Source organism: Paenibacillus algorifonticola (assembly GCF_050481745.1).
GTDB lineage: Bacteria > Bacillota > Bacilli > Paenibacillales > Paenibacillaceae > Pristimantibacillus > Pristimantibacillus algorifonticola_A.
Genome location: NZ_JBCNGR010000059.1, coordinates 21,212 through 45,168, shown reverse-complemented (window position 1 = coordinate 45,168; position 23,957 = coordinate 21,212). Strand labels below are relative to the sequence as shown.

23 protein-coding genes are annotated in these 23,957 nt (G+C 48.8%); 14 read left to right on the top strand and 9 right to left on the bottom strand.

Annotated features, from left to right (window positions below):
* Positions 1–106: 106 nt before the first annotated feature.
* Positions 107–1,558 (bottom strand): DHA2 family efflux MFS transporter permease subunit, encoded by a 1,452-nt coding sequence (locus ABEW34_RS31050; RefSeq protein ID WP_430165453.1) that lies wholly within the window; start codon positions 1,556–1,558, stop codon positions 107–109.
* A 119-nt stretch (positions 1,559–1,677) separates the two neighbouring features.
* Between ABEW34_RS31050 and ABEW34_RS31045 the strand changes: the two genes are divergently transcribed.
* The gene (locus ABEW34_RS31045; protein WP_430165450.1) at positions 1,678–2,244 is read left to right on the top strand and encodes a PadR family transcriptional regulator; all 567 of its coding nucleotides are present in this window, start codon (positions 1,678–1,680) and stop codon (positions 2,242–2,244) included.
* A gap of 149 nt (positions 2,245–2,393) precedes the next feature.
* Positions 2,394–2,798 (top strand): VOC family protein, encoded by a 405-nt coding sequence (locus tag ABEW34_RS31040; RefSeq protein WP_430165447.1) that lies wholly within the window; start codon positions 2,394–2,396, stop codon positions 2,796–2,798.
* On the opposite strand, the gene ABEW34_RS31035 is transcribed toward ABEW34_RS31040, so the two are convergent.
* Both ABEW34_RS31035 and ABEW34_RS31030 read right to left on the bottom strand, forming a co-directional pair.
* Complete coding sequence (locus ABEW34_RS31035) at positions 2,793–4,007, bottom strand: MFS transporter (protein ID WP_430165445.1); 1,215 nt, start codon at positions 4,005–4,007, stop codon at positions 2,793–2,795. The genes ABEW34_RS31040 and ABEW34_RS31035 overlap by 6 nt on opposite strands.
* 73 nt (positions 4,008–4,080) lie before the next feature.
* Positions 4,081–4,686: a TetR/AcrR family transcriptional regulator gene (locus ABEW34_RS31030; protein WP_430165442.1), complete on the bottom strand. Its 606-nt coding sequence runs from the start codon at positions 4,684–4,686 to the stop codon at positions 4,081–4,083.
* Between the two features lie 137 nt (positions 4,687–4,823).
* Here ABEW34_RS31030 and ABEW34_RS31025 point away from each other — a divergent pair, with 137 nt between their 5' ends.
* The 4 genes from ABEW34_RS31025 (at position 4,824) to ABEW34_RS31010 (ending at position 7,536) form a co-directional block, all read left to right on the top strand.
* Positions 4,824–5,690 carry a YitT family protein gene (locus ABEW34_RS31025; protein ID WP_056037378.1) on the top strand — a complete coding sequence of 289 codons (867 nt, stop codon included), beginning with the start codon at positions 4,824–4,826 and terminating at the stop codon, positions 5,688–5,690.
* A 226-nt stretch (positions 5,691–5,916) separates the two neighbouring features.
* Complete coding sequence (locus ABEW34_RS31020) at positions 5,917–6,231, top strand: metal-sensitive transcriptional regulator (RefSeq protein WP_430165471.1); 315 nt, start codon at positions 5,917–5,919, stop codon at positions 6,229–6,231.
* A gap of 28 nt (positions 6,232–6,259) precedes the next feature.
* Positions 6,260–6,460 (top strand): copper ion binding protein, encoded by a 201-nt coding sequence (locus tag ABEW34_RS31015; RefSeq protein WP_430165439.1) that lies wholly within the window; start codon positions 6,260–6,262, stop codon positions 6,458–6,460.
* A gap of 122 nt (positions 6,461–6,582) precedes the next feature.
* Positions 6,583–7,536, top strand: coding sequence for a hypothetical protein (locus ABEW34_RS31010; protein ID WP_430165436.1), 954 nt, complete (start codon positions 6,583–6,585; stop codon positions 7,534–7,536).
* A gap of 252 nt (positions 7,537–7,788) precedes the next feature.
* On the opposite strand, the gene ABEW34_RS31005 is transcribed toward ABEW34_RS31010, so the two are convergent.
* From ABEW34_RS31005 to ABEW34_RS30985, 5 genes are all read right to left on the bottom strand, one after another.
* Positions 7,789–9,180 carry an allantoinase gene (locus ABEW34_RS31005; protein ID WP_430165433.1) on the bottom strand — a complete coding sequence of 464 codons (1,392 nt, stop codon included), beginning with the start codon at positions 9,178–9,180 and terminating at the stop codon, positions 7,789–7,791.
* A 113-nt stretch (positions 9,181–9,293) separates the two neighbouring features.
* A complete protein-coding gene (locus tag ABEW34_RS31000) occupies positions 9,294–10,403 on the bottom strand; it encodes an ABC transporter substrate-binding protein (RefSeq protein ID WP_430165429.1) in 1,110 nt (369 codons plus the stop codon).
* A gap of 106 nt (positions 10,404–10,509) precedes the next feature.
* Positions 10,510–11,391: an ABC transporter permease gene (locus ABEW34_RS30995; protein WP_430165426.1), complete on the bottom strand. Its 882-nt coding sequence runs from the start codon at positions 11,389–11,391 to the stop codon at positions 10,510–10,512.
* Positions 11,388–12,134 carry an ABC transporter ATP-binding protein gene (locus ABEW34_RS30990; protein WP_430165423.1) on the bottom strand — a complete coding sequence of 249 codons (747 nt, stop codon included), beginning with the start codon at positions 12,132–12,134 and terminating at the stop codon, positions 11,388–11,390. The genes ABEW34_RS30995 and ABEW34_RS30990 overlap by 4 nt, the downstream gene beginning before the upstream one ends.
* 123 nt (positions 12,135–12,257) lie before the next feature.
* Positions 12,258–12,953 (bottom strand): GntR family transcriptional regulator, encoded by a 696-nt coding sequence (locus ABEW34_RS30985; RefSeq protein ID WP_430165420.1) that lies wholly within the window; start codon positions 12,951–12,953, stop codon positions 12,258–12,260.
* A 472-nt stretch (positions 12,954–13,425) separates the two neighbouring features.
* On the opposite strand from ABEW34_RS30985, the gene ABEW34_RS30980 reads away from it, so the two are divergent.
* From ABEW34_RS30980 to ABEW34_RS30960, 5 genes are all read left to right on the top strand, one after another.
* A complete protein-coding gene (locus ABEW34_RS30980) occupies positions 13,426–14,916 on the top strand; it encodes an S-layer homology domain-containing protein (protein WP_430165417.1) in 1,491 nt (496 codons plus the stop codon).
* A gap of 150 nt (positions 14,917–15,066) precedes the next feature.
* Positions 15,067–15,396, top strand: coding sequence for a PadR family transcriptional regulator (locus ABEW34_RS30975; protein ID WP_430165414.1), 330 nt, complete (start codon positions 15,067–15,069; stop codon positions 15,394–15,396).
* Positions 15,396–16,475: a permease prefix domain 1-containing protein gene (locus ABEW34_RS30970; RefSeq protein WP_430165411.1), complete on the top strand. Its 1,080-nt coding sequence runs from the start codon at positions 15,396–15,398 to the stop codon at positions 16,473–16,475. Before ABEW34_RS30975 ends, ABEW34_RS30970 begins: the two co-directional genes overlap by 1 nt.
* 342 nt (positions 16,476–16,817) lie before the next feature.
* Positions 16,818–17,138, top strand: coding sequence for a hypothetical protein (locus ABEW34_RS30965; RefSeq protein WP_430165408.1), 321 nt, complete (start codon positions 16,818–16,820; stop codon positions 17,136–17,138).
* A 55-nt stretch (positions 17,139–17,193) separates the two neighbouring features.
* Positions 17,194–17,511, top strand: coding sequence for a hypothetical protein (locus tag ABEW34_RS30960; protein ID WP_430165405.1), 318 nt, complete (start codon positions 17,194–17,196; stop codon positions 17,509–17,511).
* 136 nt (positions 17,512–17,647) lie between these two features.
* Here ABEW34_RS30960 and ABEW34_RS30955 read toward each other — a convergent pair whose 3' ends face one another.
* Complete coding sequence (locus tag ABEW34_RS30955) at positions 17,648–19,078, bottom strand: FAD-dependent oxidoreductase (RefSeq protein WP_430165402.1); 1,431 nt, start codon at positions 19,076–19,078, stop codon at positions 17,648–17,650.
* Positions 19,079–19,346: 268 nt separating this feature from the next.
* Here ABEW34_RS30955 and ABEW34_RS30950 point away from each other — a divergent pair, with 268 nt between their 5' ends.
* The 3 genes from ABEW34_RS30950 to ABEW34_RS30940 all read left to right on the top strand — a co-directional run bounded on the left by ABEW34_RS30950 (position 19,347) and on the right by ABEW34_RS30940 (position 23,884).
* The gene (locus ABEW34_RS30950; RefSeq protein ID WP_430165399.1) at positions 19,347–20,000 is read left to right on the top strand and encodes a response regulator; all 654 of its coding nucleotides are present in this window, start codon (positions 19,347–19,349) and stop codon (positions 19,998–20,000) included.
* Between the two features lie 217 nt (positions 20,001–20,217).
* The gene (locus ABEW34_RS30945; RefSeq protein WP_430165396.1) at positions 20,218–21,282 is read left to right on the top strand and encodes a DUF4198 domain-containing protein; all 1,065 of its coding nucleotides are present in this window, start codon (positions 20,218–20,220) and stop codon (positions 21,280–21,282) included.
* Positions 21,283–21,409: 127 nt separating this feature from the next.
* Complete coding sequence (locus ABEW34_RS30940; protein WP_430165393.1) at positions 21,410–23,884, top strand: CopD family protein; 2,475 nt, start codon at positions 21,410–21,412, stop codon at positions 23,882–23,884.
* The last annotated feature ends 73 nt before the right edge of the window (positions 23,885–23,957 follow it).

Sequence of the window (23,957 nt, the reverse complement as noted above, 5' to 3'; positions counted from 1 at the left end):
TCAAATCGAAAAGCACCAATGAAGCAGGCGCAATTGCCCATTTCATTGGTGCTTTGTTGTATTGGTGTTGGGTGCTTTGGTGTTCATAATCTCATTAACCCATCATTCATAACCTGCTTGGCTGCAAAACCGCCGCCCGCCCCTTCCGCTGTTTAAGCAGCAGCAAGAGAGGGAAGCCGGCCAGCACTGTAATGGCACCGACCACAAACACATCATTAATGCTCATTGTAAACGACATTAGGCGAATCGTATTCGTATCAGTAGCGCCAGACTGGATCAGCTCGCTGCTATGGATGGCGGAACGGCTGGAGATGAGTCCCGTAAACACTGCAATAGCGAAGGAACTGAGCACATTGCGAATCCAGTTGCTGATGGAAGCGGCATGACCGGACCACTCAGGCGGAATTTCTTCCATGGAGGCGGTACTGCTCGGAACGGAAGCAAAGCCAAGCCCGATATTGCGAATGATCATTCCCCACAGTACGAAGCTATACGCCGTATCCATATGCAGCCAGCTCAGCATAAACAGCCCTGCAAAAATAAATACGATGCCGATGCTGATCATTTTCACCGCTCCAAGCTTCGGATACAGCTTTCCGGCAATTGGACTTAGAAGCGCCAATATGACGGAGGAGGGCAGCAAAATCAGCCCTGTTGCAAGGGGGCTTTCGAGCTGTACCTGCTGCAAAAACAGCGGAGTCAAATACGTCCCCGTGTACAGCGCGACCGTCACCATACCGTAGATGCTCAGCATAACGGTAAAGCGGCGAATGCGGAATACCCGCAAATTCAGCAGCGGCTCCTTGGCCGTCAGCTCCCGCCAAATAAAGAGGCCCAGCAAAGCGACGCCTGCAGCCATAAGCAGCAGCGTTTGCCATGAGCTCCAGCCCCAGCTGTTGCCCTCACTGAAAGCTACGAGCAGTGCCAGGCTGCCAAGAATAACGGTCATGACGCCTGGAATATCAAGCGATTTGGGGATGTTCATCCGATAATAAGGAATTAGCTTTTGGGTCAAAATAATCGCAATCAGCCCGATCGGCACATTGAACAAAAACAGCCAATGCCAGCTTGCCTGCTGCAGCAGCCAGCCGCTGAAAGTCGGGCCAATCGCAGGCGCGACCATCGCCGACAGCGACCATAGGCTTACCGCAAATGCCCGGCGCTCCTTCGGCACAACCTGAAATATAATCGTCATCGTACAGGACATAATAAGCCCGCTGCATGCCCCTTGCAGCATTCGAAATACGATCAGCGACGTCGTATCCCATGCGGCTGCGCACAATAACGAAAATAGCGTAAAGCCGACCAGCGCGTATAAATATAATCGTTTATAACTGAATCGTCCTCCTAAATACCCGACGAGTGGCGATATGACCCCGGTTGCCAGCATGAAGCCCGTCACCATCCACTGCATCGTTGAAAGCTCCGAATGGAAATGCTCGATCAGCAGCGGAAGCGCAATATTAATCGTCGTTGTGCTGAGCACGGAAAGGAACGTTCCGAAGAAAATCGCAATCATAATTGGCCAAAATCGTACCGTAGTCGTCTGCTCCTCCAAAACAAATGTCCTCCTGTCATTGCTTATATGTCTACTTTTACATATAATATTCTGTGTTATCTATGTTACACTTATGCATTTTATATGTCAATATTGACATAGTGGGAGGCCGTTATACGATGCGATTAAACACTTTATCCTACGGATTGCTTGCTTTGCTAAGCGCCAGTCCACTGACAGGCTATGATTTAGCGCAAAAAATAAAGCCGCTGTGGCAGGCGGGCCACAGTCAAATTTACCCGCTGCTTGCCGCGCTGGAGCAAAACGGCTACATCACTTTTGAGCGGATCGAGCAGCAGGAAAAGCCGGACAAGAAGGAATATTCCATTACCGATAAAGGGCTAACGGAGCTGGGAAGATGGGTGGAGCTGCCTGCGGAAAATCCTGTGCTGCGGGACGAGCTGCATTTTAAGCTGTATGGCTTATGGCTGTCAGAGCCGGAAAAGGCGAAGGAGCTCCTTGCTACGCGCGAAGCGTTTTGCAGGAGTGAGCTGGTACGTTACGAAGGGCTTATGCGTGCTCTAGAGGAGAGGCGGGTAAGCGGGGAGAATGCACGCAAGAAAAATGCACGGCTGCTTGGGCGATATTTGCTGCTTAGCAAACGAAAGATGGATACGCGGACGTCCTTAGCTTTTTGCGAATGGGCGATGCTGGAGCTGGAGGCGAGCGAGTGGCTGGAAGGCTGACAGGCTGGGAGTTCACGATCATGCTCGGAGGAAGCGCTTCTGGTCGAGATTATATGACAAAAGAAAAACGATGTGATTAACTTCCAATCCAACATGTTCATGATGGACTAGCCTGCTTTGAGATAACCGATTCAGAAGGCAATCGGCTGTTGATCGTTTATTCGGAGTGGATACCTCCAGCGCCTAATTTAGCCGAACCTGCTGAATCTCCTATAAGCCTGCTCATTCCCTCCATTGTAGTGCCTGTTCAAGATGTGGAAAGGGCAACGAAGTGGTATGCCCGTCTGTTAGGCCAAGCGATTAGCTCTGAACGCCAGGATGGAGGGCCGGTCTATTGGTTTGATTTAGAAAAAGGCCCAGGGATTTTGCTTGATGATAATCGCAGCCATCCTGATTGGGACCGATTCCCTACCTTTATGCTGCGTGCCTCGAATATACAAGCTGCGTACCCATTCATGCAGGGCAAACAAGCCCGAATCCTTCAAGGAATCGAGCAGGAGCATCATTTTTTTGCCGCAGATCCGGAAGGAAACGCGATGATCGTCTGTCTATAGTGCTTGCTCATCTACAAAGGCGGCTGCGTCTCTTTTCTGAAAATGCACCTTGAGCGAGGGAAGCACGGATATCAAACACACGGCTGCCGCTATAAGGTAGACAGGAACCAAGCCGATCGAAGTCGAGAGCAGTCCGGATACGGCTGTGCCAAGCAGGGTTGCCCCTGTGAACAATGGGGTCATCAGACCATTGACCTTGCCGACCATTTCATCGGGAATTTTTGCAATGACAAAGCTGGCAACTGCCGTATTAAGAACGGCGAGCAGCATGCCATTGGCGAAGCGAAATGCTCCAGTCACCAGCGGCCAGATAGAGGACCCTTCCACTATAAACGTAAAGCCAAGAAAGGCGAGCGCGAGCGGCAGCAAAAATTTAGCTTGAAGCAGCTTGGGCAACAGCGCTGCAAGCAGCGAGCCCAGCAGCAGGCCAATGCCGTCGACGGTGGCAAACCACTGCACATTTTCCTTGCTAAGGCCAAGCCTTTCGGTCACTATAAATATTTCTAGCGGTTGAACGAGCCCTGCAGCTAGACCGATGAAGGCGAAGGTTAAAAATAATCGCAATAAGCTTTTCTCAGCCATTACGAAACGGTAGCCGGCAGTTAAATCATTTTTAAAGGAAACGTTTGAACGTTCCTGTGATTTGTTTTCCTTAGGCAGCAGTGTGAGCGCGGCGGCTGACAATAGAAATAACACAGGCAGCACAAGCAGCGATGTAGTGATTCCTGCCCATTGATAAATCGCCGTTCCTACAATCGGGCCAAGAATAAGAAACAACGACGACAGACTTTGCGAAAGGCCAATTGCGGCGGGAACCTGATCCTCTGGAATATGCCGCTTGAACACCTTTGCCGACGAAGGCTGTGAAAATTGGCTTAGTATTGCCGACACGAATACCGATGCATAAAGCGCGCCCCACCAATCGTTGGCGAGCATGAGCAAAATAACGCCAATTGACACGGCACTGAGCAGGTCGCTCGCAATCATCGTGCGCTTCGGATTCCAGCGGTCGGCAAGCACGCCGCCAACGATGGAAAAGATAAGAATCGGCGCGTATTCCAAAATCGACAGCAGGGATACGGCTACCTTATTGCCATTTGTCTGCTCCATGACAAAAAAGAGGAGTGCCATATTGCGAATCCAAATCGCCAGCTGCTGCAATACATCAGAAAAAAGAATAATGCGAAAAGTACGGTTCTGATATAACATGGTATTCATTCCCTTCGATTATAGACCGACCAACCGGTCTAATTAATAGCTAAAAAAAAGCGCCAGCTATCCTTCACTTAGCGCGTATACCATTCAACAGCAGCTTGGCTGCCAGATGAAACAGCTTAGAGACCCGATCCGGTTCCTGCTCCCTGTCAATCGTATAATACACTTTTCCAAGGCCCTCCATCATGCTGCTGACAATCAAAACAAGCTCTTCCTCCTCACAAGCAACAAATAGGCCACTGGCTTGCCCCTCGCGAATAAGGTCGCGGCAGGCTTGCGATGCGTTATTCATGATCTGGAGGAGGCGATTGAAGATTTCCTCCTGTGTGAACGCCTGGCTGCGCGAAAATTCCTCCATGGCTTTCATAAGCGGATTTTGAAAATCATGGGCGTAATGCTCGGCAAGTGCATAAAGCTGTTCCTCAACAGTAGTCAGCATCTCTCGTTTACGATCCCATGCCAAGCGCCATTGCTCACTGTCTTCCTCAACCACTGCAAGGAAAAGCTGTTCCTTGCTCGGGAAATGATGATATAGGCTGCCTTTGCTGACCTTGCTGCTCTCGCATACCTCGTTCATGGAAACGGCGCCATAGCCTTTCTGGACAAAAAGCTGCTTTGCCGTGGAGGCGATGCGGCGTTTGGTTTCTTCACCATCTGAACGTCCCTTGACCATTTGCTGTCCCTCCTGATAGACCGACTGATCGGTCTAATTATATGCGACTGACGACATTCTTGCAATATTTCCAGCCGTTGTTTTGAAAAATATCCATTTCTATGCTAGTCTTAAAAGAAAATAGTCGGAGGCAAAGTATGGCAAAAGCGCATAAGAAGCTCTCAAAGCTTGAAATTTTGAAACGAACGCTGTTTATTACAATCGGAGCCGTCCTCATGGGCGTCGCACTGGAATTGTTCCTCGTCCCAAATAGCGTCATCGACGGAGGAATTACCGGTATTTCGATTATGATCTCTCACCTGACTGACAAGCCTCTGGGTATTTTTATTTTCCTCTTGAACCTGCCATTCCTGTTCATCGGCTTCAAGCAAATTGGTAAAACGTTTGCGATATCTACTTTATACGGTATCGTGGTCATGTCCGTAACGACGCAAATGCTGCATCACGTTGACGCTTTTACAGAGGATAAGCTGCTTGCTGTATTGTTCGGCGGTATTATTCTCGGCGGTGGTATCGGTCTCGTTATCCGTTTTGGCGGATCGCTGGATGGCACGGAAATTTTGGCGATTTTAGCCTCGAAGAAGTTTTCCATGCCGGTTGGACAATTTATTATGATCGTCAACGTGTTCATCTTCATTTTGGCAGGCTTCGTCTTCAAATGGGATTCCGCCATGTATTCGATGTTCACGTATTATATCGCGACGAAAGTGATGGATATTGTGGTGGAGGGTCTCGATGAATCCAAATCGGTTACCATTATTTCTGCCGAATACGAGGAAATTTCTGAAGCTGTTATGAGCCGCTTGGGCAGAAGCACAACTTATATTCAGGCAAGAGGCGGCTATTCCAGAGAAGAAACGCAAATGATCTACTGCGTAGTCAACCGTCTGGAAGTGGCGAAGCTTAAATCCATCGTCCATGACATTGATCCCCGCGCATTCGTTGCCATTGAGCATGTATCTGATGTGAGCGGCGGCAACTTTAGCAAGAAAGAAATTCACTAAACGAACTCATGCCCGACCCTATATGATCTTATTTTTCCCAAAAGCAGCAGTTCAGGACACGCATTTATGGTCTGGAGCTGCTGTTTTTTTGATTCTATGCATCTAGCCTTTTATACGGCTTTACATACCCTGTAGGGGTATGCTAATATAAAAATAAGCTTATGCTATACCCCCTGGAGGTATTGAAATGGACAAAAAAACGAAATCGGCTTGTTTGCATCAGCATATGGATTCAGGCGGTGCAGGCGACGGCCAGTCCATGGAGCGTCTGAGCCACCATTCCGATGAAACGAAAGCGAATTTGATCAGGCGTCTAAACAAGGTGGAAGGTCAAATCCGCGGCGTGAAGGCGATGATTGAGAAGGATACGTATTGCGATGATGTGCTCACTCAGATAGCAGCTGCGCAATCGGCATTAAACGGGGTAGGCAAGCTGCTGCTGGAAGGGCATATGAAAAGCTGTATTGTCGATCGCATTCAGGCAGGCGAGCATGAAGTTATTGACGAGCTGTTGATTACCGTAAAGAAATTAATGAAATAATAAAACATCACTCAAGGAGGCTATAAAGATGGAAAATGTAACACTTAAAGTAGAAGGCATGTCCTGTGGACATTGCGTGAGCACAGTGGAGAAGGCTGTAAATGAAGCGGGAGCAAGCGGTAAAGTCGATTTAGCAGCTGGACAAGTAGCGGTGGAGTTTGATGCAAAGAAAGTATCACTGGCTTCCATTAAAGAAGCGATTGAAAACACCGGTTTCGACGTCGTATAACACGGGGCATAAGCTAAGCTTGCAGAGCCCTCTTTTTCCGAAGCGAACATAGCAAGATGGTTTGGTCTTTGGAGAAGGAGCGGCTTTTTGTGTTTTTTAAAAAAGGAGTTGGGAAAAGGAAAATGGCAAAAAGTAAAGCGGCGCTCTATATGACGATGATCGCGCTTGCGGGCATGCTGGCAGCATGCGGTTCGAATAGCGCAAACACTAGCGGCACAAGTGCAGGCGGTCATGAAGGGCATGAGCAGTCCAGTCCGGCAGCTGCACCGGAAGCTGCGGAGTCAGGCGCACACAATGGGCATGATGGGAGCGAGCAGGCAGAAAGCAATAACGGTCATAGCGGCCATGGAGATATGGACGGTATGGAGCATGAACAGGCAAATGCCGACGTGTTGTGGAGCTTCCAGAGTGGACAGCCAGCAGCAGGCGCGGAAGAAGTCATTGAGCTTAATGTCACGGATGCTGCGGGTGGGCCAATCGAGAAGTTTGATTTGAACCATGAGAAGCTTATGCATTTGATTGCCGTAAGCAGCGACTTGAACTATTTTTCACATATACACCCGAATTATGAAAGTGGCGGCAAATTTACAGTGAAGGAAACGTTCCCGGCCGCTGGCGCATACAAGCTGTTTGCCGATTTTATTCCAACAGGTGCCGCGCAGCAGACGATGAGTACAGAGGTGGAAGTTACGGGGCAAGCTGCTGCTAAAGTCGAGCTTAAGGCAGACCAAGAGCTTGTGAAGACGGTGGAAGGACAGCAGGTGAAGCTCGCGCTGTCAACGACGAAAGCGGGCGAGGAAGCTAAGCTCACGTACACCCTTGAGGATGCAGCGACGGGTGAGCCGGTTACAGATTTAGAGCCTTATTTGGGCGCTGTGGGCCATGTCGTCATTATTAGCGGAGATTTGGCAAAATATTTGCATGTGCATCCGCTGGATGAGTCTGCAAAGGGTCCAGATGCTGTTTTTGCCACCGAGTTTCCAGAGCCTGGTGTATATAAAATATGGGGACAATTTCAGCGCGGCGGGAAGACGTTTATCGTCCCCTTCGTCGTGAACATTCAAGCTAAAACCTAACTTAGAAGCAAGGAGGAGAGGCGGTCGCTTCCTTTCATACAGCTGCTGCAGCATCGAACGGCTAGGCGCCGTCGATCCGCTTCGCCCATCTGAGCGTTGGCACGGTAGCGGCAGCACCAAGAACGATTTGCTGCTTCTTCGACAGCTATTTAAGTTCCTCTATAAGTGAAAACAGCCCTTCAGTTCTCATTAGAGAGAAATTGAAGGGCTGCTTCATTTTATCAGCTAAAAATAGTGCGAATACGTGAGAGATCACACCTGCTGCTTAGCACAAGCGGGAGCACCGCTCTTCCATTGCCCTGCAAACGGCTGTGCAATGCCACTTTTAACCTCATATACCAAATTGCCTCGGCTCCAAGTAGCCATGACACGGCAGCCGAATTTTCTGCCGATATAAGGATTATGCTTATGACGATGATAGAGATGCTCGGCTTCAAGGGTATATGGAGCATTGAGCTGAACCATAACAAGGTCCGCATCCGCTCCGAGCCGTATTTCGCCCTTCGTATCGCTGAGGCCAAACCTTGTGGCGGGCGCGAATGACAGCATCCGACTAAGCACCGGGAGTGGAATCGCTCTCTTCGCGTAGCCTTCATCAATCATCAGCTCCAGCGAATTTTGCGCTCCCGCTATGCCACCCCACGCCGTAAAATAATTGTCCGATTGCTTCAATTCGCTCGGGCAGGGGGAATGGTCGGAGGCGATCATATCGATATGTCCAGCAGCAAGCATCGCCCACAGCCTTTCCTGCTCGGATTTGCTCCGTAATGGAGGGGCGCATTTGGCTGCTGGACCAATCAGCTCCAAATCACGGTCTGTGAGCACCAAATAATGTGGGCAAGTTTCCAAGGTCACATCCATACCGCGCTTCTTAGCATTGGCTATCGTCTGGACGGCATCGGCGCTGCTAATATGGACAAAATGCAAAGCGCATCCCGTCTGCTCTGCGAACAGGAGAGCCCGTTCAACCGCCTCAAGTTCAGCTTGCACCGGACGCGAGGCGGTATAATCTGCCGCACCTATTTCGCCCTTGGCCAGCTTTTCTTTCGTCAATGCAGAGACGATGGGCTCGCTTTCCGCATGAAGCGCCAACACATGTCCAAGCTCCGCGATAACCTTCATCCCTGCCAGCAGCGTCGCATCATCCACCTCGCGAAAGGCATCCTCCGACGGATCTCCGGGAGAAGACATAAAGGCCTTGAAGCCAATGACGCCAGCCTCATCCAACGCTTGCAAGTCATCGAGATGCCCCGGCACAAGCCCGCCCCATAACGCATAATCCACAACAGATTTTCCTTGCGCAGCGGCCAGCTTTTGCTCCAATGCAGCAACGGTAACGGTCGGAGGAATGCCATTTAGCGGCATATCTATATAGGTGGTGCAGCCGCCTGCCGCAAGAGCTGCGGAGCCGCTGGCGAAGCCTTCCCAATCCCCAAGTCCCGGCTCGTTCAAATGGACATGGGCGTCGATCATGCCGGGCATTACAATCATGCCGGTTGCCTGAACCGTCTGCTTGGCAGGAGTCGTCAGCCGCTCAGCCAGCTGTACAATTCGCCCATTGTGGATACCAATATCCATTTGGCGAACATCATGGCTTAGGACAACCGAGCCGTCCCGGATGATTAAATCCAATGGTTCCTTCATAAGCTCACCTCTGTCCGATCAGGAGGTTATAAACATAGAAGGCAGAACCACAAGGGCTCAGCCTTCCCTTCCCTTTATGTTCCTCTTATTTTTATATCTACTCAGCTACTCTGTTACTCGGTTACTAGCGCAGGATCAAGCGCTTTGAGCAAGCTCAGATCATGGTACGAAGCGAAATCAGGGATGCTTTTAATATTTCCTACACTTTTCAAATATTCGCCTACGGCCTGGCCGTTGCTCCCGTTAATGTAAGTATCGTTTACTTCCATGGCATATACGTTGCGGTTCATAATCTCCCTAAGCTCATCTTCGGTTAAGTGCAGCTCTGGCGCCAATATTTTAATCGCTTCTTCCCGATTGTTATTAATGTAAGCTGTCGCTTTCTCTAGAGCACCAAGCATTGCTTTAATCGTGTTCGGGTTTTCCTTCAAATAATCGTCGGTTACCTGTACCGTCGTATGCACGCTCATCCAGTTCACAGCGCCCGTTTTATCAGGAAGCTCGCTTTTTGTGCCGCTGAACAGAAACTTGCCGCCACCTTGAATCGCCTTCGTAATGAACGGCTCCCAAGCGGCCATCGCATCGATAGACCCGTTTTGTAAAGCGACAACGGCGTCACTCGGCGCAAGGTTGACGTATTTGATTTTGCTTACGTCAACGCCAAGCTCCTTGCCCATATTATCGATGGCGAACTTGACATCTGCTCCGCTTGGAATACCGATTGTTTTGCCTTCCAGATCCTTAGCGCTTTTCAATTCCAGCTTGCTGGAGCCAACGACTGCTTGTGTACCGGCAATTTGGGCTAGCGGGGCTACAATTTTCACGGGAATATTGGAGGATTTCAAAATAATATCCATAAAGTTCGTCTGTATGCTGACAGGAGCGCTGCCCCCCGCAACCAAAGGAGCAATATCCGGGCCGCTTTCAATGAGCTGGCTTGTTACATCGAGGCCTGCTTCCTTGAAGTAGCCAAGCTTATCGGCAATAATTTGCTGGGAGGAAATTTGGGCGTCGCGTACGCCGACGAGTGTAACGGTTGTCGTCTCGGGAGTGTTATCGGCAGCAGCCTCAGGCGAGCTTGTTTCTGCAGCCGCGGCAGTAGGGGCAGAGCTTACGTTTCCGCTTGCGCTCGTAGCTTCTTCTTTCGTTCCGCATGCCGTCAACGCCAATGCCAGAGCGGAAACGACCAAAAATTGTTGAACCCATTTTTTCTGATTAGCCATCGTAATCTCTCCCTATACCCATTGTTTTTTGTCTCTAAATTCCAAGTTTTAATTTCATGATGCTGCCAGCTGCATAAAGCGAGTCAAGCTCCCCTAGGTGTGCATGCTACTTCTCAACCGCCTCGTTCATCCCTCCTTTACGCCAGCTAAGAACTTTGTTCTCCAGCAGCTTAAGCAGCGCCGAGAAAATGCTATAAATCAAGCCAATACAAATAATGGCGACGAACATATTGGAAATTTTAAAATAATTCCGCGCATCTACGATAATATAGCCGAGTCCGGATTTGGCTCCCATCATCTCGGAGACGATTAGTGCGGAGAAGGATAAGCCAAGGCTGACTCTGGCCCCCACAATGAAACTCGGAATGGCGGAGGGAAGCAGCACTCTTCTGAAAATTTGCCGCTCCGAAGCGCCAAGGCTCATCGCCGAACGGATAAGGGTGGATGGGACGGTTTTGAACCCGTCTACCGTATACACCAATACCGGAAGGAACGTCGTCCAGGCAATGAGCAGCACCTTCGGAAATTCGCCGATTCCAAACCAGATAATAATCAGAGGGAGCAGGGCGAGTGCCGGAATCGGACCTACTAAATTCAGCAGAGGAGACATCCAGCGCTCTACCTGACGAAACTTGCTCATTAATACGCCGATAAAAACGGCAAGCACACAGCCGATTACAAAACCGGCGGCAATACGCAAAGTGCTGGACAGCAAGCTGTCAAAGAGAAGGCCTGTTTGCGCAAGTGCCCAAGCATCAATAATAACGAGTGAAGGGGGTGGGAGAAAAAGCGGATTAAACAGGGCCGCTTTCATATTTATTTGAGAAAATACTTCCCATAGTATGAAAAAGGCCAGATAAGGAATGAAATTCGATGTTCGCATAAAGCTGGAGCTAGGCTTAGCCTTCAACCTGCGTATGGCCTGATGTGCCCCAAGCTTGCCCGCTTGCGCTCCCTCGGCTGTGAAAGAACCTGATGTCTCGCTCATTGTACGGCCTCCTCCCGTTCATTCTCCATCAATACGTGCTCGATTCGCTGCATAGCCTCGCCGAAGCCGGGCATATCGAAGGTGCGGGGATGCGGAATGTCGACTTTAAATTCATCAGCAATGACACCATTTTTCATAACGACAACCCGGTCAGCCAAATAAATCGCTTCGCTTATGCTGTGTGTCACGAACAAAGTAGTGGGCTTTAGCTTCTCGCAAATGCGGCGCAGCTCTCTGCGCATCATGTCGCGGGTCAATATATCCAGAGCTCCGAAAGGCTCATCCATCAGCAAAATATCGGGGGAGCTTGCAAGCGCCCGGGCAATGCCTACCCGCTGCTTCATCCCGCCTGACAATTCGGCTGGGTATTGATCCGCATATTTCTCCAAGCCAACCAGGCTTAAAAACTGTCTGCCAACTTTCTTAGCCTCTGCTTTTCCCGCACCTTGGACTTCCGGCCCAAAGCTTATATTTTCAAGCACCGTGTACCAAGGGAACAGAGCGTGATCTTGAAAAACCATGCCGCGAGCTTTGGAAGGTCCGCGAATCAGCTCGCCATCTACGAGCAGTTCCCCTTCATCAGGCAGCAAATAGCCGGCGATCATATTAAGCAGCGTAGATTTGCCGCAGCCGCTATGTCCGAGAATGCATACGAACTCATGAGCATCCACCGTCAAATCGACATTTTTCAATATCGTCCGTTCACCAAAACGCTTTCCTGCATTTCGCACCATCAACTTCATCGCTATCCCTCGCTTTCTACCAAACATGTCCCTTGTTGTATCCCATTTATGAAGGTATCCCATCCAACATGAAATCCAAGATTGGATACAATCCTGTGCAAAAAAAATGATCGGCCTGCCGTCTCAGCTTTTCGCACTGGCGTAATGACCGTTTGCGAAGCGGAAAACCTCGCTTAAGGACTGAGGGGCCGTTCCCTTTTCTTCGAACTGGAGCGTATCTTCAATTTCCTTTAAATGCTCGATCATCAAACGTTCCGCCTGCTCCGCGTCGCCTTGCTCGATTAAAAGCACTAATCGCCGATGATCGCTGCAATGCATATGCTTGCTCATGCCATATAGGGCGATGATCACGTAGGTGAGCGATATAAGCTCCTCCAAATAGCGGTAATAATAATTATTGCCCGTGAACTCGGCGATTTTGAGATGGAAGTTGCCCGAGAGCCGCAAGGCGAGCAAAGGATCGCCGTTGTGATGAGCTTGATGCTCTTCATCAAGCAGCCTGCTTAACTGTCCGAGCTGATCGGCGGTCAGCTTTCCACTTACTTTTCTCACGCTGGAAGCTTCTATGACTCTGCGCATTTCGAAAACCTCCTTGGCCTCATCGACCGTAGGGCATGCAACGAATGTTCCCTTGTATGGAATAACCGTCACAAGCTTCTCGCCTGCCAGCTTGCGCAGCACATTGCGTACAGGCGTGCGGCTGACGCCGAACGATTCGGCAATAACCTCCTCGACGAGCTGCATGCTAGGGCGCAGCTTTTGCTGAATAATGGCATCTTTAATGGCTATATAAATATCAAGTTCATTTGCTACCCCCACTGGGAACCTCTCCTTTCTATAGGTGGATCAGTCGAATGAAAGTGTTTGTTATGTTTTATAACATGAATAGTAAATTAAAAGTACTTTACAAGTCAATAGTTATTTTTGAATGGGATGAAAGGATGATTTTTAGGAGTGATTTTCAAATTTTTAGCTGGTTTCAATGTTTTTGTGTGTAGAAGCTTGTCTTTTTTACTAGCTCAGCTTTAGTTTGTGGCATATTAATGTTATATAAAGTGACATTAATTATGGGCTAATAGATGATTATTAATTTGCGTTTTGTCCTGCTTTTAAACTATAAAAAACACCTATATAGTGGTAGAATTGGACGAGTGAAATGAATATGAAGGGTATAAAGAACTAGAGGAAAATCATTTTGGGGTTATGCTTATTATTTATTTTTATAACATTATAAAGTTGAGAGGGTTGAATCATCATTTTTAAATTTTATTATCGTATCGGTGTAACAGGCTTGATTATTCTGCTTATGTCACTCTTTTATTTGCCTAGGGAGCAAGTGGTGTCGGCGAGAGCGGTTATTCAAGAGTTCGCCGCAAGCTCAGCCGTTAAGACGGATAATGCCCTTACACGAGCTGAGGCGGCGAGCATGCTGAGCCGGGTTACCCAATTGCCAAAGCCCGACATGGCGGATGCCGCGTCGGTATTTCCTGATCTGGACAAGCATAGCAGCCGCAGCGATGTGCGCAAGCTCGTTGCCCTTGGAATGATTGCGAAAAATGACTACCCCAATGGCTTCCAGCCTGACAAGGCGGTGACCCGTTTTGAGATCATGAAATGGATGGCTAGCGGACTTGCGGCGTCCGACGAAAGCTTCAAGCAAGCGCTGGCGGATACGGTGAATACGCTGCTGCCTACTCCTGAGACTTATAAAGGCGGCATTGCGGACAAGCAAATTCCGTACATCGCCGTTATTCGAGGAACGGGCATTATTACAGGGCTGCAGGATGGCACGTTTCGGCCTGCTGATCCCATTTCGAAGGCTGAGCTGGCAGCCAGTCTGCTCCGCTATAAGCGAGTGGAGGGCACCAAAGCTGAAGGTTATCAGGCTTTAAATGAGCTGCGTGAAGTGGGATTAACCGGCAGCAACCTGAGCAGCATTACGAAATTCAAATACGAAAGAGTAACCTATTTTAACAATGACGGAACCTACAAGCCTGAAGCTGTTGCAAGCGCGGGGATTGACCTGGAGCAGCACATTGATGTCAGCACCTTGGAGCCCTATCTGCGCATTCCGGGCATAGGATTGGATTATCACCATTTTGTAAATGGGTATAGCAAGCGCTACAAATTCGTTAGGCTGGAGGAGCTGGGGATGAGCCTGAAGGATGCGATAGCAGATGCATATGACACAGGATATATGCCGCATCTTGGGGTAGAGGATCCGAGCAAGCTTAGCCAGAAGGATTTGAATTTGATATTGTCACACGAGGATGCTACTTTGAAGGTTGAGGGGAGCAGGATGCCGTTTACCTCCTTTGCTGATGTGGTCGACAGCCCTATCAAGGCCAAGAAGGTCGCTACGGTCAAGCTTCACCGAATGATTTTCGTCGATGTTCCCGTGACGGGCAAGGGGGAAGCGAAGGGAGTTTATGCGAACTATTTTGCCGATTCCATTGCAACTTGGCGCAAGCTCGATAATAGTGTTTACATGGCCTTCACGGAAATGACGATCCAGACGCATGCGGAGAAAATGGATCTTATGGGCTTCTACAACGCCATTGGCAATGGGAATGGGAACGGATTTTTTAAATTCAGCCGTCTCGCTCCCGAAACGATGGACAAAAACGGGCTGACTACCGTTCCGATGGCTACTTCCACTTATTTTACTAAGGATAGCGTCAGACGCTTTTGGACCTTTGGCACCTATCTGAAAAAATACCGTGATCCAGTCCACCTCACAACCGACTCAGGAGCTTACTTTAGAGCGTATTACCAACCTTAATCGAAGCATCCCTTGCCTCTCTCCATGAGAGGGGAGGGGTGCTTTTTCTCTTGCTGCTCAAAGGATGAACAGAATGTGTGCCTATTTTGACTAACTACCTTGCATAGCAATGTATATAAATATATAATGCAGTTTAGGAGGTGACACCTTTTGCCAATTGAGAAAGAGATTTTGAAGGGGTATATCGATATTATTATTCTTTCGCTGCTGTTTGAAAAAGATATGTACGGTTACGAGATGGCTAAAATGGCTCATCACAAATCACAATTTGAATTAAAAGAAGGAACGATGTATTTGTCTTTGAAAAGAATGGAGAAAAATGGGCTTATAGAATCGTATTGGAATGATAGCGAGTCGGGGGGCAGCAGAAGGAAGTATTATAAAATTCTTTCCGAGGGCGTAGATCGATTGAGGCAGAAAAAACAGGAGTGGATTGAAATTAATCAAGTGCTTTCCACTTTTTTGGAAGGGGTCGAATAATGAAGCAAGTCGATGTGTTTATTGATGAGCTATACCAAAATGTACGGGATACCGCTCATGTGAGAGAGCTTAAGGAAGAAATGCGAGTCCACTTGTTGGAGTCCATAGATGAATTGCAAAGCCAGGGTCTTTCTTTGGAAGAGAGCATTCAAACGGCCTTTGATAAATTCGGCGATGTAGATAAACTGAAGAAGGAATTAACCGAAAATGATGTGATTCGCCGAACGAGAGCAAGGAGATTTTTAGCGCTCATTGTTATACTTGGTGTTTTAGGCTCCGCAATTTTGCTCCTATATAGCATATGGAACGACAATATATCGCAAAACAAAGTAAATCAAGTTTTTGATGAGTTTAAAATATACGCTAATAGTGATAAGGAAATGTCAGAGGAGCTTCTAGCCGGGATTTTAAAAAATAATGCGAGCATTTCGGCAATCGGCTTTAAACGGGTTCCTGCCGGCAAAGCAAGTTTAGAGTATCCTTATGAATATGTATATCCAGCGAGTACCCCTATCGATTCTTATGGGGAATTTGAAAATCCTTCTCCGAACGGCATTTGGTTTACGAATAACTATAAATATTCATTGCAGTCTCAGGGCAAGAATGACCATGCAGATATTGCTGTTGATGTGATGCTATGGAAATTTCCATTTAAATTTTATTTAATGGGTCGTGGATTGCTTATTTTATATTGGCTGCTCTTTATCGTCTGGGCAACTACGAATTTGTATGTCAATCATACTCAAAAGAAATGGAAATGGATAATCATCTTTACTTTATTCAATGTAATTGGTTATTGGCTGTACATCGATGAAATTAAATCAGCGCAGCTGCGAAGATCCTGGCTTTATATTAAAATGATTGCATGTATCGTCGGCTTATATATTGGCTATCGAGGTATAAAATTGATGCTTTTGCCGACAAGAAGTGAAAATATGGTTATTAATGAATTAGGTATTGATGTCCCTCTAAATACACAATCGCTTGTTATTTATGGAGCTGCATTCGTATTAGCAGGTATTTTTCTAGTATTTATTCCCTTCAAAATTCATAATAAACTGGTTTGGAATAAGGGATAACAACAATCATCAACCGTTATCCTTCCGTATGCTGCCTAAAGCATAAAACAGGGGCTATCCCCGGAACGTTTAGTTCCAGGAGTAGCCCTTGCTGTATTTTAATCATAAGCATCTCACGTTGTTTGATCGTTTTGGCAGCCGGAGCAGCCTGTGTCTCTACTGCATCAGTAGCAGCCGTTCGCTGGAGTCTTGATGAAATGATGTCCAAAAAAGGACTTCCAGTTCTATTTTTGGATACCATTATCATAATCTGGGTGTATATGCCATTTGGTATTGATATGGTATTTATAGTGTTAATTACATTTAATAGTTTCAAGCTTATAACTAGGAGGGATTGTGTTTATGGAAAGGCCTATTGGGATTATTGTGTCAGAACCACATGCTTTAGCAGGGCAAGGTAGTCGTTCAAGTGGAAACTTCTCTACGGAATGGTTTGGAGGTGCCCATGTCATGTTGGTTGAAGTAACAGTCGATGGTCAAATTGATAATACGATAACTTTCAGTATTGCTGAAGATAAAAGTGGCAGTGATCCTGTTAGAGCTCGTGATGTGAAGAATAACGATCAAGTGGGATATATAGGAAGCAACTCATTATACATTTGTGAGGTTAGATGTCCAGCGAATAAAAATTTTATGATTACATTTAAACCCTATGTCAATTAAATCATTCAAAATGAATTTTTATGAAGATAGCCCATTAAATTTAGGAGTGTGAATCATGAGCAGACCAATCGCTGTTGTTGTATCCAGTAATTCAGTTATAAGTGATCAAAGAAGTCGCACAAGCGGCAATTTTTCGACGAAATGGTTTGGCTCATGTAAATATATGGAGGTTGAAGTGAGCGTAAATGGTAAAATCAACAATGATATTAAATTTAGCATGGCTATTGATATTAATAATGGCAACGATATTATGAAATATAATGACGTCAAAAATGGCTCTAGATTAGATTATTATGATTCAAATACGTTTTATATTTGCGAGGTACCTTCAAGTCAACGTGAAAATTTTATGGTTAAGTTTTTTCCTGTTTAGGAGCAAGGTACAGCTTGTTCAATTAACATAATGGTGAAGGTGAAAAGGGATGTCTCCGACCATTAGGCGCGGGGACATCCCTTGCTGCATCCTACAGGAAAATGGAGGGCTGAGCGCAAGATAGCAGTACGAATGGTTATTTCACCGGAGTGACGGGTGCTGTCGGTGTTCCCGCAGCGGCTTGGTTTGCCTCACGTGCTGGCTGACCTTGCGTATCCACATTATCAGCAGGGGCAAGCGCTGCTGCTTGAAGAGCTGCCTGGTTAAGCAAGCTCCACGGCTTATTGTAATGCGGCTGGAAGAAGAAGTCGACGAAACCGACCTCATCAATCGTCATGCGGTTTTGGATGCACACCGACATCGTATTCATCATTTGCGTCAAATCCGCTTTCGATAAAATTTGTGCACCGACGACGCGCTCGCTGTCCGCTTCATAGACGAATTTCAGCGTGACCTCCTCAAACGTTGGCATAAATTCCGGACGGTAGTTTTCAACGATTGTGACAGTTTTCACATTCATTTCAGCAGCAAGTGCAGCTGTTTCAGTCAACCCCGTCGATGCAATGTTGTAGTCAAAAAGCTTAATGGCCGACGTTCCTTGCGTGCCTAAATATTTCACGCGCGGCTGCAGCAGGTTTTTGCCGATAAGTGTTCCCATCCGGACCGCATTCGTTGCGAGCGGAATGTAGGCATGCTGGCCAGTTGGATTGTACATAACGGCACAGCTGTCTCCGGCAGCGAACACATCAGGCTTGCTGGTACGCATATATTCGTCGACGATAATCGCGCCATTTGGCAGCATATCGACTTGGCCTTTCAGCAGCTCTGTATTAGGACGGAAGCCTATGCACATAATGACAAGATCGGCTTCGTATTCGCCTTTGGTCGTCAAAATCTGTTTCACTGCTCCGTTTGTACCCTTGAAGCCCGTCACGGTCTGGTCAAGCGCAAGCTCAATGCCATGCGCGACGAGATCCGTTTCGATCACATCGGTGTATTCCTGATCCAAATATTTGTACAAAATGCGATCCATATTATCAATCAGCGTCACCTGCTTGCCAAGCTGCTCGAACGCTTCCACCAGCTCGATGCCGATGTAGCCCGCGCCGATGACGGCAATGCGGCCCGCATATTTCGCTTTTTCAATAATCGTTTGGGCGTGATTGTAGTTTTTGCATAACAGTATATTTTCAAGCTCCATGCCTTCGAGCTTTGGAATAATCGGCCACGAGCCCGTTGTCACGACGAGCTTGTCAAAGCTGTTTTCAAACGTTTCATTCGTCAGCAGATTGCGGACGGTGACGGTTTTTGCATCGGTATCGACGTTCAGCACCTCATGCTGCATATGCGTTTGAACGCCCATGACGGCAAGCTGCTCAGGCGAAGCATAGAAGAGCTTGGTCGGATCTTTGACGACGCCTCCGACATGAAGGGCGATGCCGCACGACAGGAAGGAAATGTTGTCATTTTTCTCGAAAACGGTAATTTCCGCCTCAGGGTAGAGCTTGATCATTTGATTAATAGCGGCAGTTCCTGCATGTGTACATCCAATAACGGTAACCTTCATAGTGGGGCCTCCTCGAGTATATGTGAATGTTTTCACAACCATAATGTTTAATGTGAAATGATTCACAATGTGTTGTTGGTATTATCATAAAACATTCGATGCCTGAAAACAAGGTCGGAATTGTGAACTTTTTCACAAAGAATGGCATAGCCCGTTCGAGCCATGTTCAATCGGGTTATTTTCAGCGACAATAAAGGTGTACAATATATAAGTAAAAAAGTACGGCAGTGGCGCAAAGCTGGACAGAATGAGAAAAGAGGGATGGGGCATGACCCAGCCGGTTCGAATATTGATTGTGGATGACCATCATCATGCTCGGGAGGGCATTCGTGCGATTTTGCAGGCGGAGCCTTTGTTTGAGGTAGTCGGTGAGGGCTGCAGCGGGATTGAAGCGCTTGTTCTTACGGAGCAGCTGATGCCGGATTTGATTTTGATGGATATTAATATGAAGGAGATGGACGGGCTCGAAGCGACGAAGGAAATCAAAGCCCGTTACCCCTATGTGAAAATCGTGATTATAACCGTATCGGATGATATTACGCATTTGTTCGAGGCGCTTAAGAAGGGCGCGCAGGGCTATTTGCTCAAAAATTTAAATCCCGGCGCCTGGCGCGAATATTTGTTGGCCATTGCACTGGACGAAGCACCTTTGTCACGGGAGCTGGCGCAGCGGATTTTGCAGGAGTTCGCACTTGCAGGTGCGGGCAGACAGCAGGCCGAGGAAAGTCCGCTCACGGCGCGTGAACAGGAAATTTTGCGCTGTGTGGCGCAGGGCGCAGCCAATCGGGACATTGCCGGCATGCTGATGATTTCGGAGCATACCGTGAAAAATCATTTGAAAAACATTTTGCAAAAGCTCCATCTGGACAACCGTGTGCAGCTGGCGAAATATGCGTTCGAGCAAGGGTATTTGCGGGACTAGAGCTCAGCTCATGCGATGCGCTTGTAGTCTTCTGATGAGCTATAGTCTTCTAATGAGGGGCTAATGCTTGAACAGTGCCAGCGATCCGTCATCAAAGGTTCACAGCTTGGCCGCAAAGCTGGTGCGGAAATAGCCCTTTGTAGTCATTCTTTCCCTTAGGGCAGGTCGATATAATAGGATTTAGTTATCCAATATCGATGCTCAGGGGGCTATTTTAATGATCGTTTGGAAAAAGAAACTGGCAGCCGCAGCGCTTGCCGCCGTATTAACATTCAGTGTATCGGCGACCGCGTTCGCCCATGACGGCTGGACGCAGACGAATGCGCCGATTATTGCGCAGGGTGAGGTTGCGTACGTGGATTTGCTTTTTGGCAACCACTCGAATGATCACAAAAGCTATCGCATTACCGGACAATGGGGCGTAGACAGCTCAAAGGTTTATGTAACTTCTCCAGCTGGCGTGAAGACGGACATTACGTCTACGCGTTTTTACACAGGTGAAGCAGCTACTGAGACGGAGCCAGCCGTAAACAATGGTTTTGTCGCTTCCTTCTCGGCGGCATCTCCCGGAGCTTACATCGTGACGGGCGAATCGGACAGCGTGAGTACGACCTCGCTCAGTCGCTCGATGCGCAGCGCGAAATCGTTTGTCGCGATCAGCGATCTTCCTCTTATTGCGCGGGTCAGCGCGCTGAAAGGTTTTGCAAATCCGGTGAGCCTTGACCGAGCGGAATTCGTTCCGCAATTTAATCCGGCAGCTGCCCTGCCAGGGCAGGAAGTGAAGGTGCAAATGCTGCTGAAAGGCAAGCCGGTAGCAGATGCCGAAGTGTCGCTTATTCGCCGCAGCAACTCCGAAGGACAGACGCTGACTACGGATGAGAATGGCATAGTGACTTATAAAACGAGAGCAGCTGACTATTATTTGCTGCGTGCTTCGACGTCTACGGATGAGAGCAAAGAGGGCGAATATACGAAGGTTAATTATACGGCAACGATGACCTACACGGTGCAAAATGCAGGCGTTAAGCTGCCGGCAGGCAAAGTCAGCCCGATTCCTTATGTCTACGTCGATGGCAAGCTCGTATCCAGCGACAGCCTGACCGTAGTAAAAGGTTTAACGAATGCCAGCGCTGATTTCCTTAAACAGTATATTGATCCAAGCTACAGCAGCAAAAACGCCGCTTCCTTGCGTCAAACGGCAGAGAAAGCGGGAGCGGTTGTCGAGTTTTTGCCAGCAGTAGGCGACACCCGCGCAGCTGTGCTGATTTATACGAAAAAATAGAAGGCTTTAAGCGGCAGCAAGCCCCAGTGCTTTGCCCGCCATGGAACATCAAATGAAAGCAGCTGCGCGAAACGCGCAGCACTGCTCACGCATAGCGGGGTCGCCATCATTAGGCGGCTCTGTTTGCATGAGAAGGAAGGAGAGAGAAATGGTTCCTCATAAGTTGAAAATAAACCTGCTAGCGCTGGCGGCGCTGCTGCTGTTCATGCTTTGCAGCCCGGCTCTTGCGGACGCGCATGCGAATATGGAGCGTTCGACTCCGCTCCAGGATGCCGAGCTCAGCGAATCGCCTTCATCGATTCGCATCCAGTATACGGAAGAGTTTGATCCGGATTTAAGCCGAATTGTACTGGAGGATGAGGCTGGCAATGCGATTAAAGGCAAGCTTTCTGCGGAGAAGGACAGATGGCTCGTTTATACGATTCCGCAGCTGTCGCCCGGTATTTATAAGGTGAAATGGCAGGTGCTGTCCGTGGACACACATGTCACGGACGGTTCCTTCCGCTTTGCGGTAGGCGTGCCGCTCGCGTCGACGAAGCCGAGCGATACGATCTCGCTCGATGGAGGCGCCAGCAATGCTTCGCCGTCACCAACTGCAACGGCGAAGCCAAGCGCATCAGCCTCACCGAGTGGTGCCGGAAGTGGGAGCTCTGGCAAGGGCAACGACGCTTCATCTGGAGCAGCTGGACAGCCGGGCAGCGGAAGCTCCGGCAGTGGCAATAGCGCCGCAGGAGGTAAAGGCGGCAGCTCACAGAGTGGGGGTGCCGCTAACGGCAGCAGTGCGGGAGGCACGGCGTCTGGCGGAACAGCGGGTAGTGGCAGTTCCTCAGGAGGCAAGACGAATGGCGGCAGCAGCTCGACGAGCACAGCATCAAGTGCTGGTGCAGGAGACGGCGGAGCAACTGGAAGCGAGGCGAAATCAGGGGCTATAGCAGCCGAAGGTTCAGCCATCTCTGGCCAAACAGGCACTGGCAGTACAGTTGGAGGCAATAGCTCGGCTGGAGCCGGGAGCGGCAAAGCATCCGCAGGAAGTGAAGAGGTAGCAGGCTCTTCTAAAAATAGCGATGGGGAATCGGCAAACGGCGAGCAGCAAGCTGCAGCGGGTCTTGAATCGTCTAACACTGCAACCGATTCGCCTGCTGCGACGGAAGGGGATTCAACCTCTGGCAAGACAGTGCAAGCAGCGGATGCATCGCATGAGCATTCCATGTCTGGCGAACATGGATCAGCCGTTCATGGAGTCGATTCCGACATGGAAATGGATGCGGACGGCAATATGATTGGCCATTCGGGCGACCACGATGCCGAGCATCAGAGCGATTGGCGGACGGTTATTTACACGCTGCTGCGGATTGTTGAGGTCATTGCAGCAGCTTGCATGGTCGCTTTTTTATATGCCAGATATGTGCTTTGGTCACGCGCTGACGAATCAGCGATTCCAAAGCTGCTTAGCAAGCGAAGCGAGCGACTCTTGTTTATAGGTGCGGCAATAGCGCTTGGCGCCACAGGATTTTTCCACGTATGGCTGTTGGCGGAGCAGCTAAGCACATTCGAAATGAGCAGCGGCAGCACGTTGTACCAAAAGATTTTATCCGCGACGATGGTGGGACGCGCAGCGTGGCTGCGGCCGGCATTGGCGGCGCTTATGCTGCTGCTGGCTTATGCGCCGCAGCGCGATGAACGCTGGGTAGCGCCGCTGAAATGGCTCATGGCCTTGCTGCTAACGGTGCTTTACCCATTAACGGGCCATGCCAATGCCTCCCCGTTGTTTTCGGCAGCGGTTTTGTCGCATATTGTGCATATTTGGACGGCGGCGATTTGGTTTGGCGGTCTGATGGCCATTATTAGCGCCACCTTGAAAAATAGTTTTCCGATTGTCGAGGAACAGCAGCAGGCGCTGCACGGGATGATCAAGCGATTTTCGCGGGCCGCGCTGCCGATTATTATTTTGCTGGCAGCTACAGGCATCATCTTGTCCTTGCAGCGGCTTAACGCTTGGACGGAGCTTGCAGGCAGCAGTTATGGCCGCTTGGTTCTGCTAAAAACACTGCTGCTGGTTGCCGTTATCGGCATTGGCGCTTACCACCGCTTTGCCCTAATGCCGCGTATGGCACAAGGGATGGGAAAAGGAGCAGCAGACAGCAGCTTTGCTCGTCCATTTGTTCAGGCGGTGCGTATAGAAGCGCTGCTGGCGCTTGCCGCTTTTATCGTGGCTGGCATGCTGTCTTCCACCGCGCCGCCAGAGCAGCCAGCCTATGCTGAACCCGTCTACTGGCATGTGATGGGCGATAAAGCCCATATGTCCATGCGAATTAAGCCTGAAGAGCAGGCCTATCAGCTTGATGTGTGGCTGCCAACTGGCATGGGCGCTCCAACGCTTATCGAAGTACAGGCGAAAGGTGATAGTGGGCAGGGAGAGGTGCAGGACATTCCTTTTGCGTTTAATAAGGGGGGGCCTGATCCTTACGGCTATGAAGGCTTTGACAAATATACGTATTTGTCGAAGGCCCCGGTGCCTGCGGTCGGCGATATATGGGATATGACCATTGTCATTACCGATCCAACGGGCGAGAAGCATCGCTATGAGAAGCGTTTACCTTAATGTGCGGAATGAGCGATAACAGCAAGCGCGTGGCACTGCCATTATAGCGAACGATCCAAACATAAATGAATGA

Coding starts and splice junctions, on each gene's coding strand:
- ABEW34_RS31045 (WP_430165450.1), top strand. CDS start 1,678: ATGCGATTAAACACTTTATCCTACGGATTGCTTGCTTTGCTAAGCGCC.
- ABEW34_RS31035 (WP_430165445.1), bottom strand. CDS start 4,007: ATGTTATATCAGAACCGTACTTTTCGCATTATTCTTTTTTCTGATGTA.
- ABEW34_RS31030 (WP_430165442.1), bottom strand. CDS start 4,686: ATGGTCAAGGGACGTTCAGATGGTGAAGAAACCAAACGCCGCATCGCC.
- ABEW34_RS31025 (WP_056037378.1), top strand. CDS start 4,824: ATGGCAAAAGCGCATAAGAAGCTCTCAAAGCTTGAAATTTTGAAACGA.
- ABEW34_RS31020 (WP_430165471.1), top strand. CDS start 5,917: ATGGATTCAGGCGGTGCAGGCGACGGCCAGTCCATGGAGCGTCTGAGC.
- ABEW34_RS31015 (WP_430165439.1), top strand. CDS start 6,260: ATGGAAAATGTAACACTTAAAGTAGAAGGCATGTCCTGTGGACATTGC.
- ABEW34_RS31010 (WP_430165436.1), top strand. CDS start 6,583: ATGGCAAAAAGTAAAGCGGCGCTCTATATGACGATGATCGCGCTTGCG.
- ABEW34_RS31005 (WP_430165433.1), bottom strand. CDS start 9,180: ATGAAGGAACCATTGGATTTAATCATCCGGGACGGCTCGGTTGTCCTA.
- ABEW34_RS31000 (WP_430165429.1), bottom strand. CDS start 10,403: ATGGCTAATCAGAAAAAATGGGTTCAACAATTTTTGGTCGTTTCCGCT.
- ABEW34_RS30995 (WP_430165426.1), bottom strand. CDS start 11,391: ATGAGCGAGACATCAGGTTCTTTCACAGCCGAGGGAGCGCAAGCGGGC.
- ABEW34_RS30990 (WP_430165423.1), bottom strand. CDS start 12,134: ATGAAGTTGATGGTGCGAAATGCAGGAAAGCGTTTTGGTGAACGGACG.
- ABEW34_RS30970 (WP_430165411.1), top strand. CDS start 15,396: ATGAAGCAAGTCGATGTGTTTATTGATGAGCTATACCAAAATGTACGG.
- ABEW34_RS30965 (WP_430165408.1), top strand. CDS start 16,818: ATGGAAAGGCCTATTGGGATTATTGTGTCAGAACCACATGCTTTAGCA.
- ABEW34_RS30960 (WP_430165405.1), top strand. CDS start 17,194: ATGAGCAGACCAATCGCTGTTGTTGTATCCAGTAATTCAGTTATAAGT.
- ABEW34_RS30955 (WP_430165402.1), bottom strand. CDS start 19,078: ATGAAGGTTACCGTTATTGGATGTACACATGCAGGAACTGCCGCTATT.
- ABEW34_RS30950 (WP_430165399.1), top strand. CDS start 19,347: ATGACCCAGCCGGTTCGAATATTGATTGTGGATGACCATCATCATGCT.
- ABEW34_RS30945 (WP_430165396.1), top strand. CDS start 20,218: ATGATCGTTTGGAAAAAGAAACTGGCAGCCGCAGCGCTTGCCGCCGTA.
- ABEW34_RS30940 (WP_430165393.1), top strand. CDS start 21,410: ATGAGAAGGAAGGAGAGAGAAATGGTTCCTCATAAGTTGAAAATAAAC.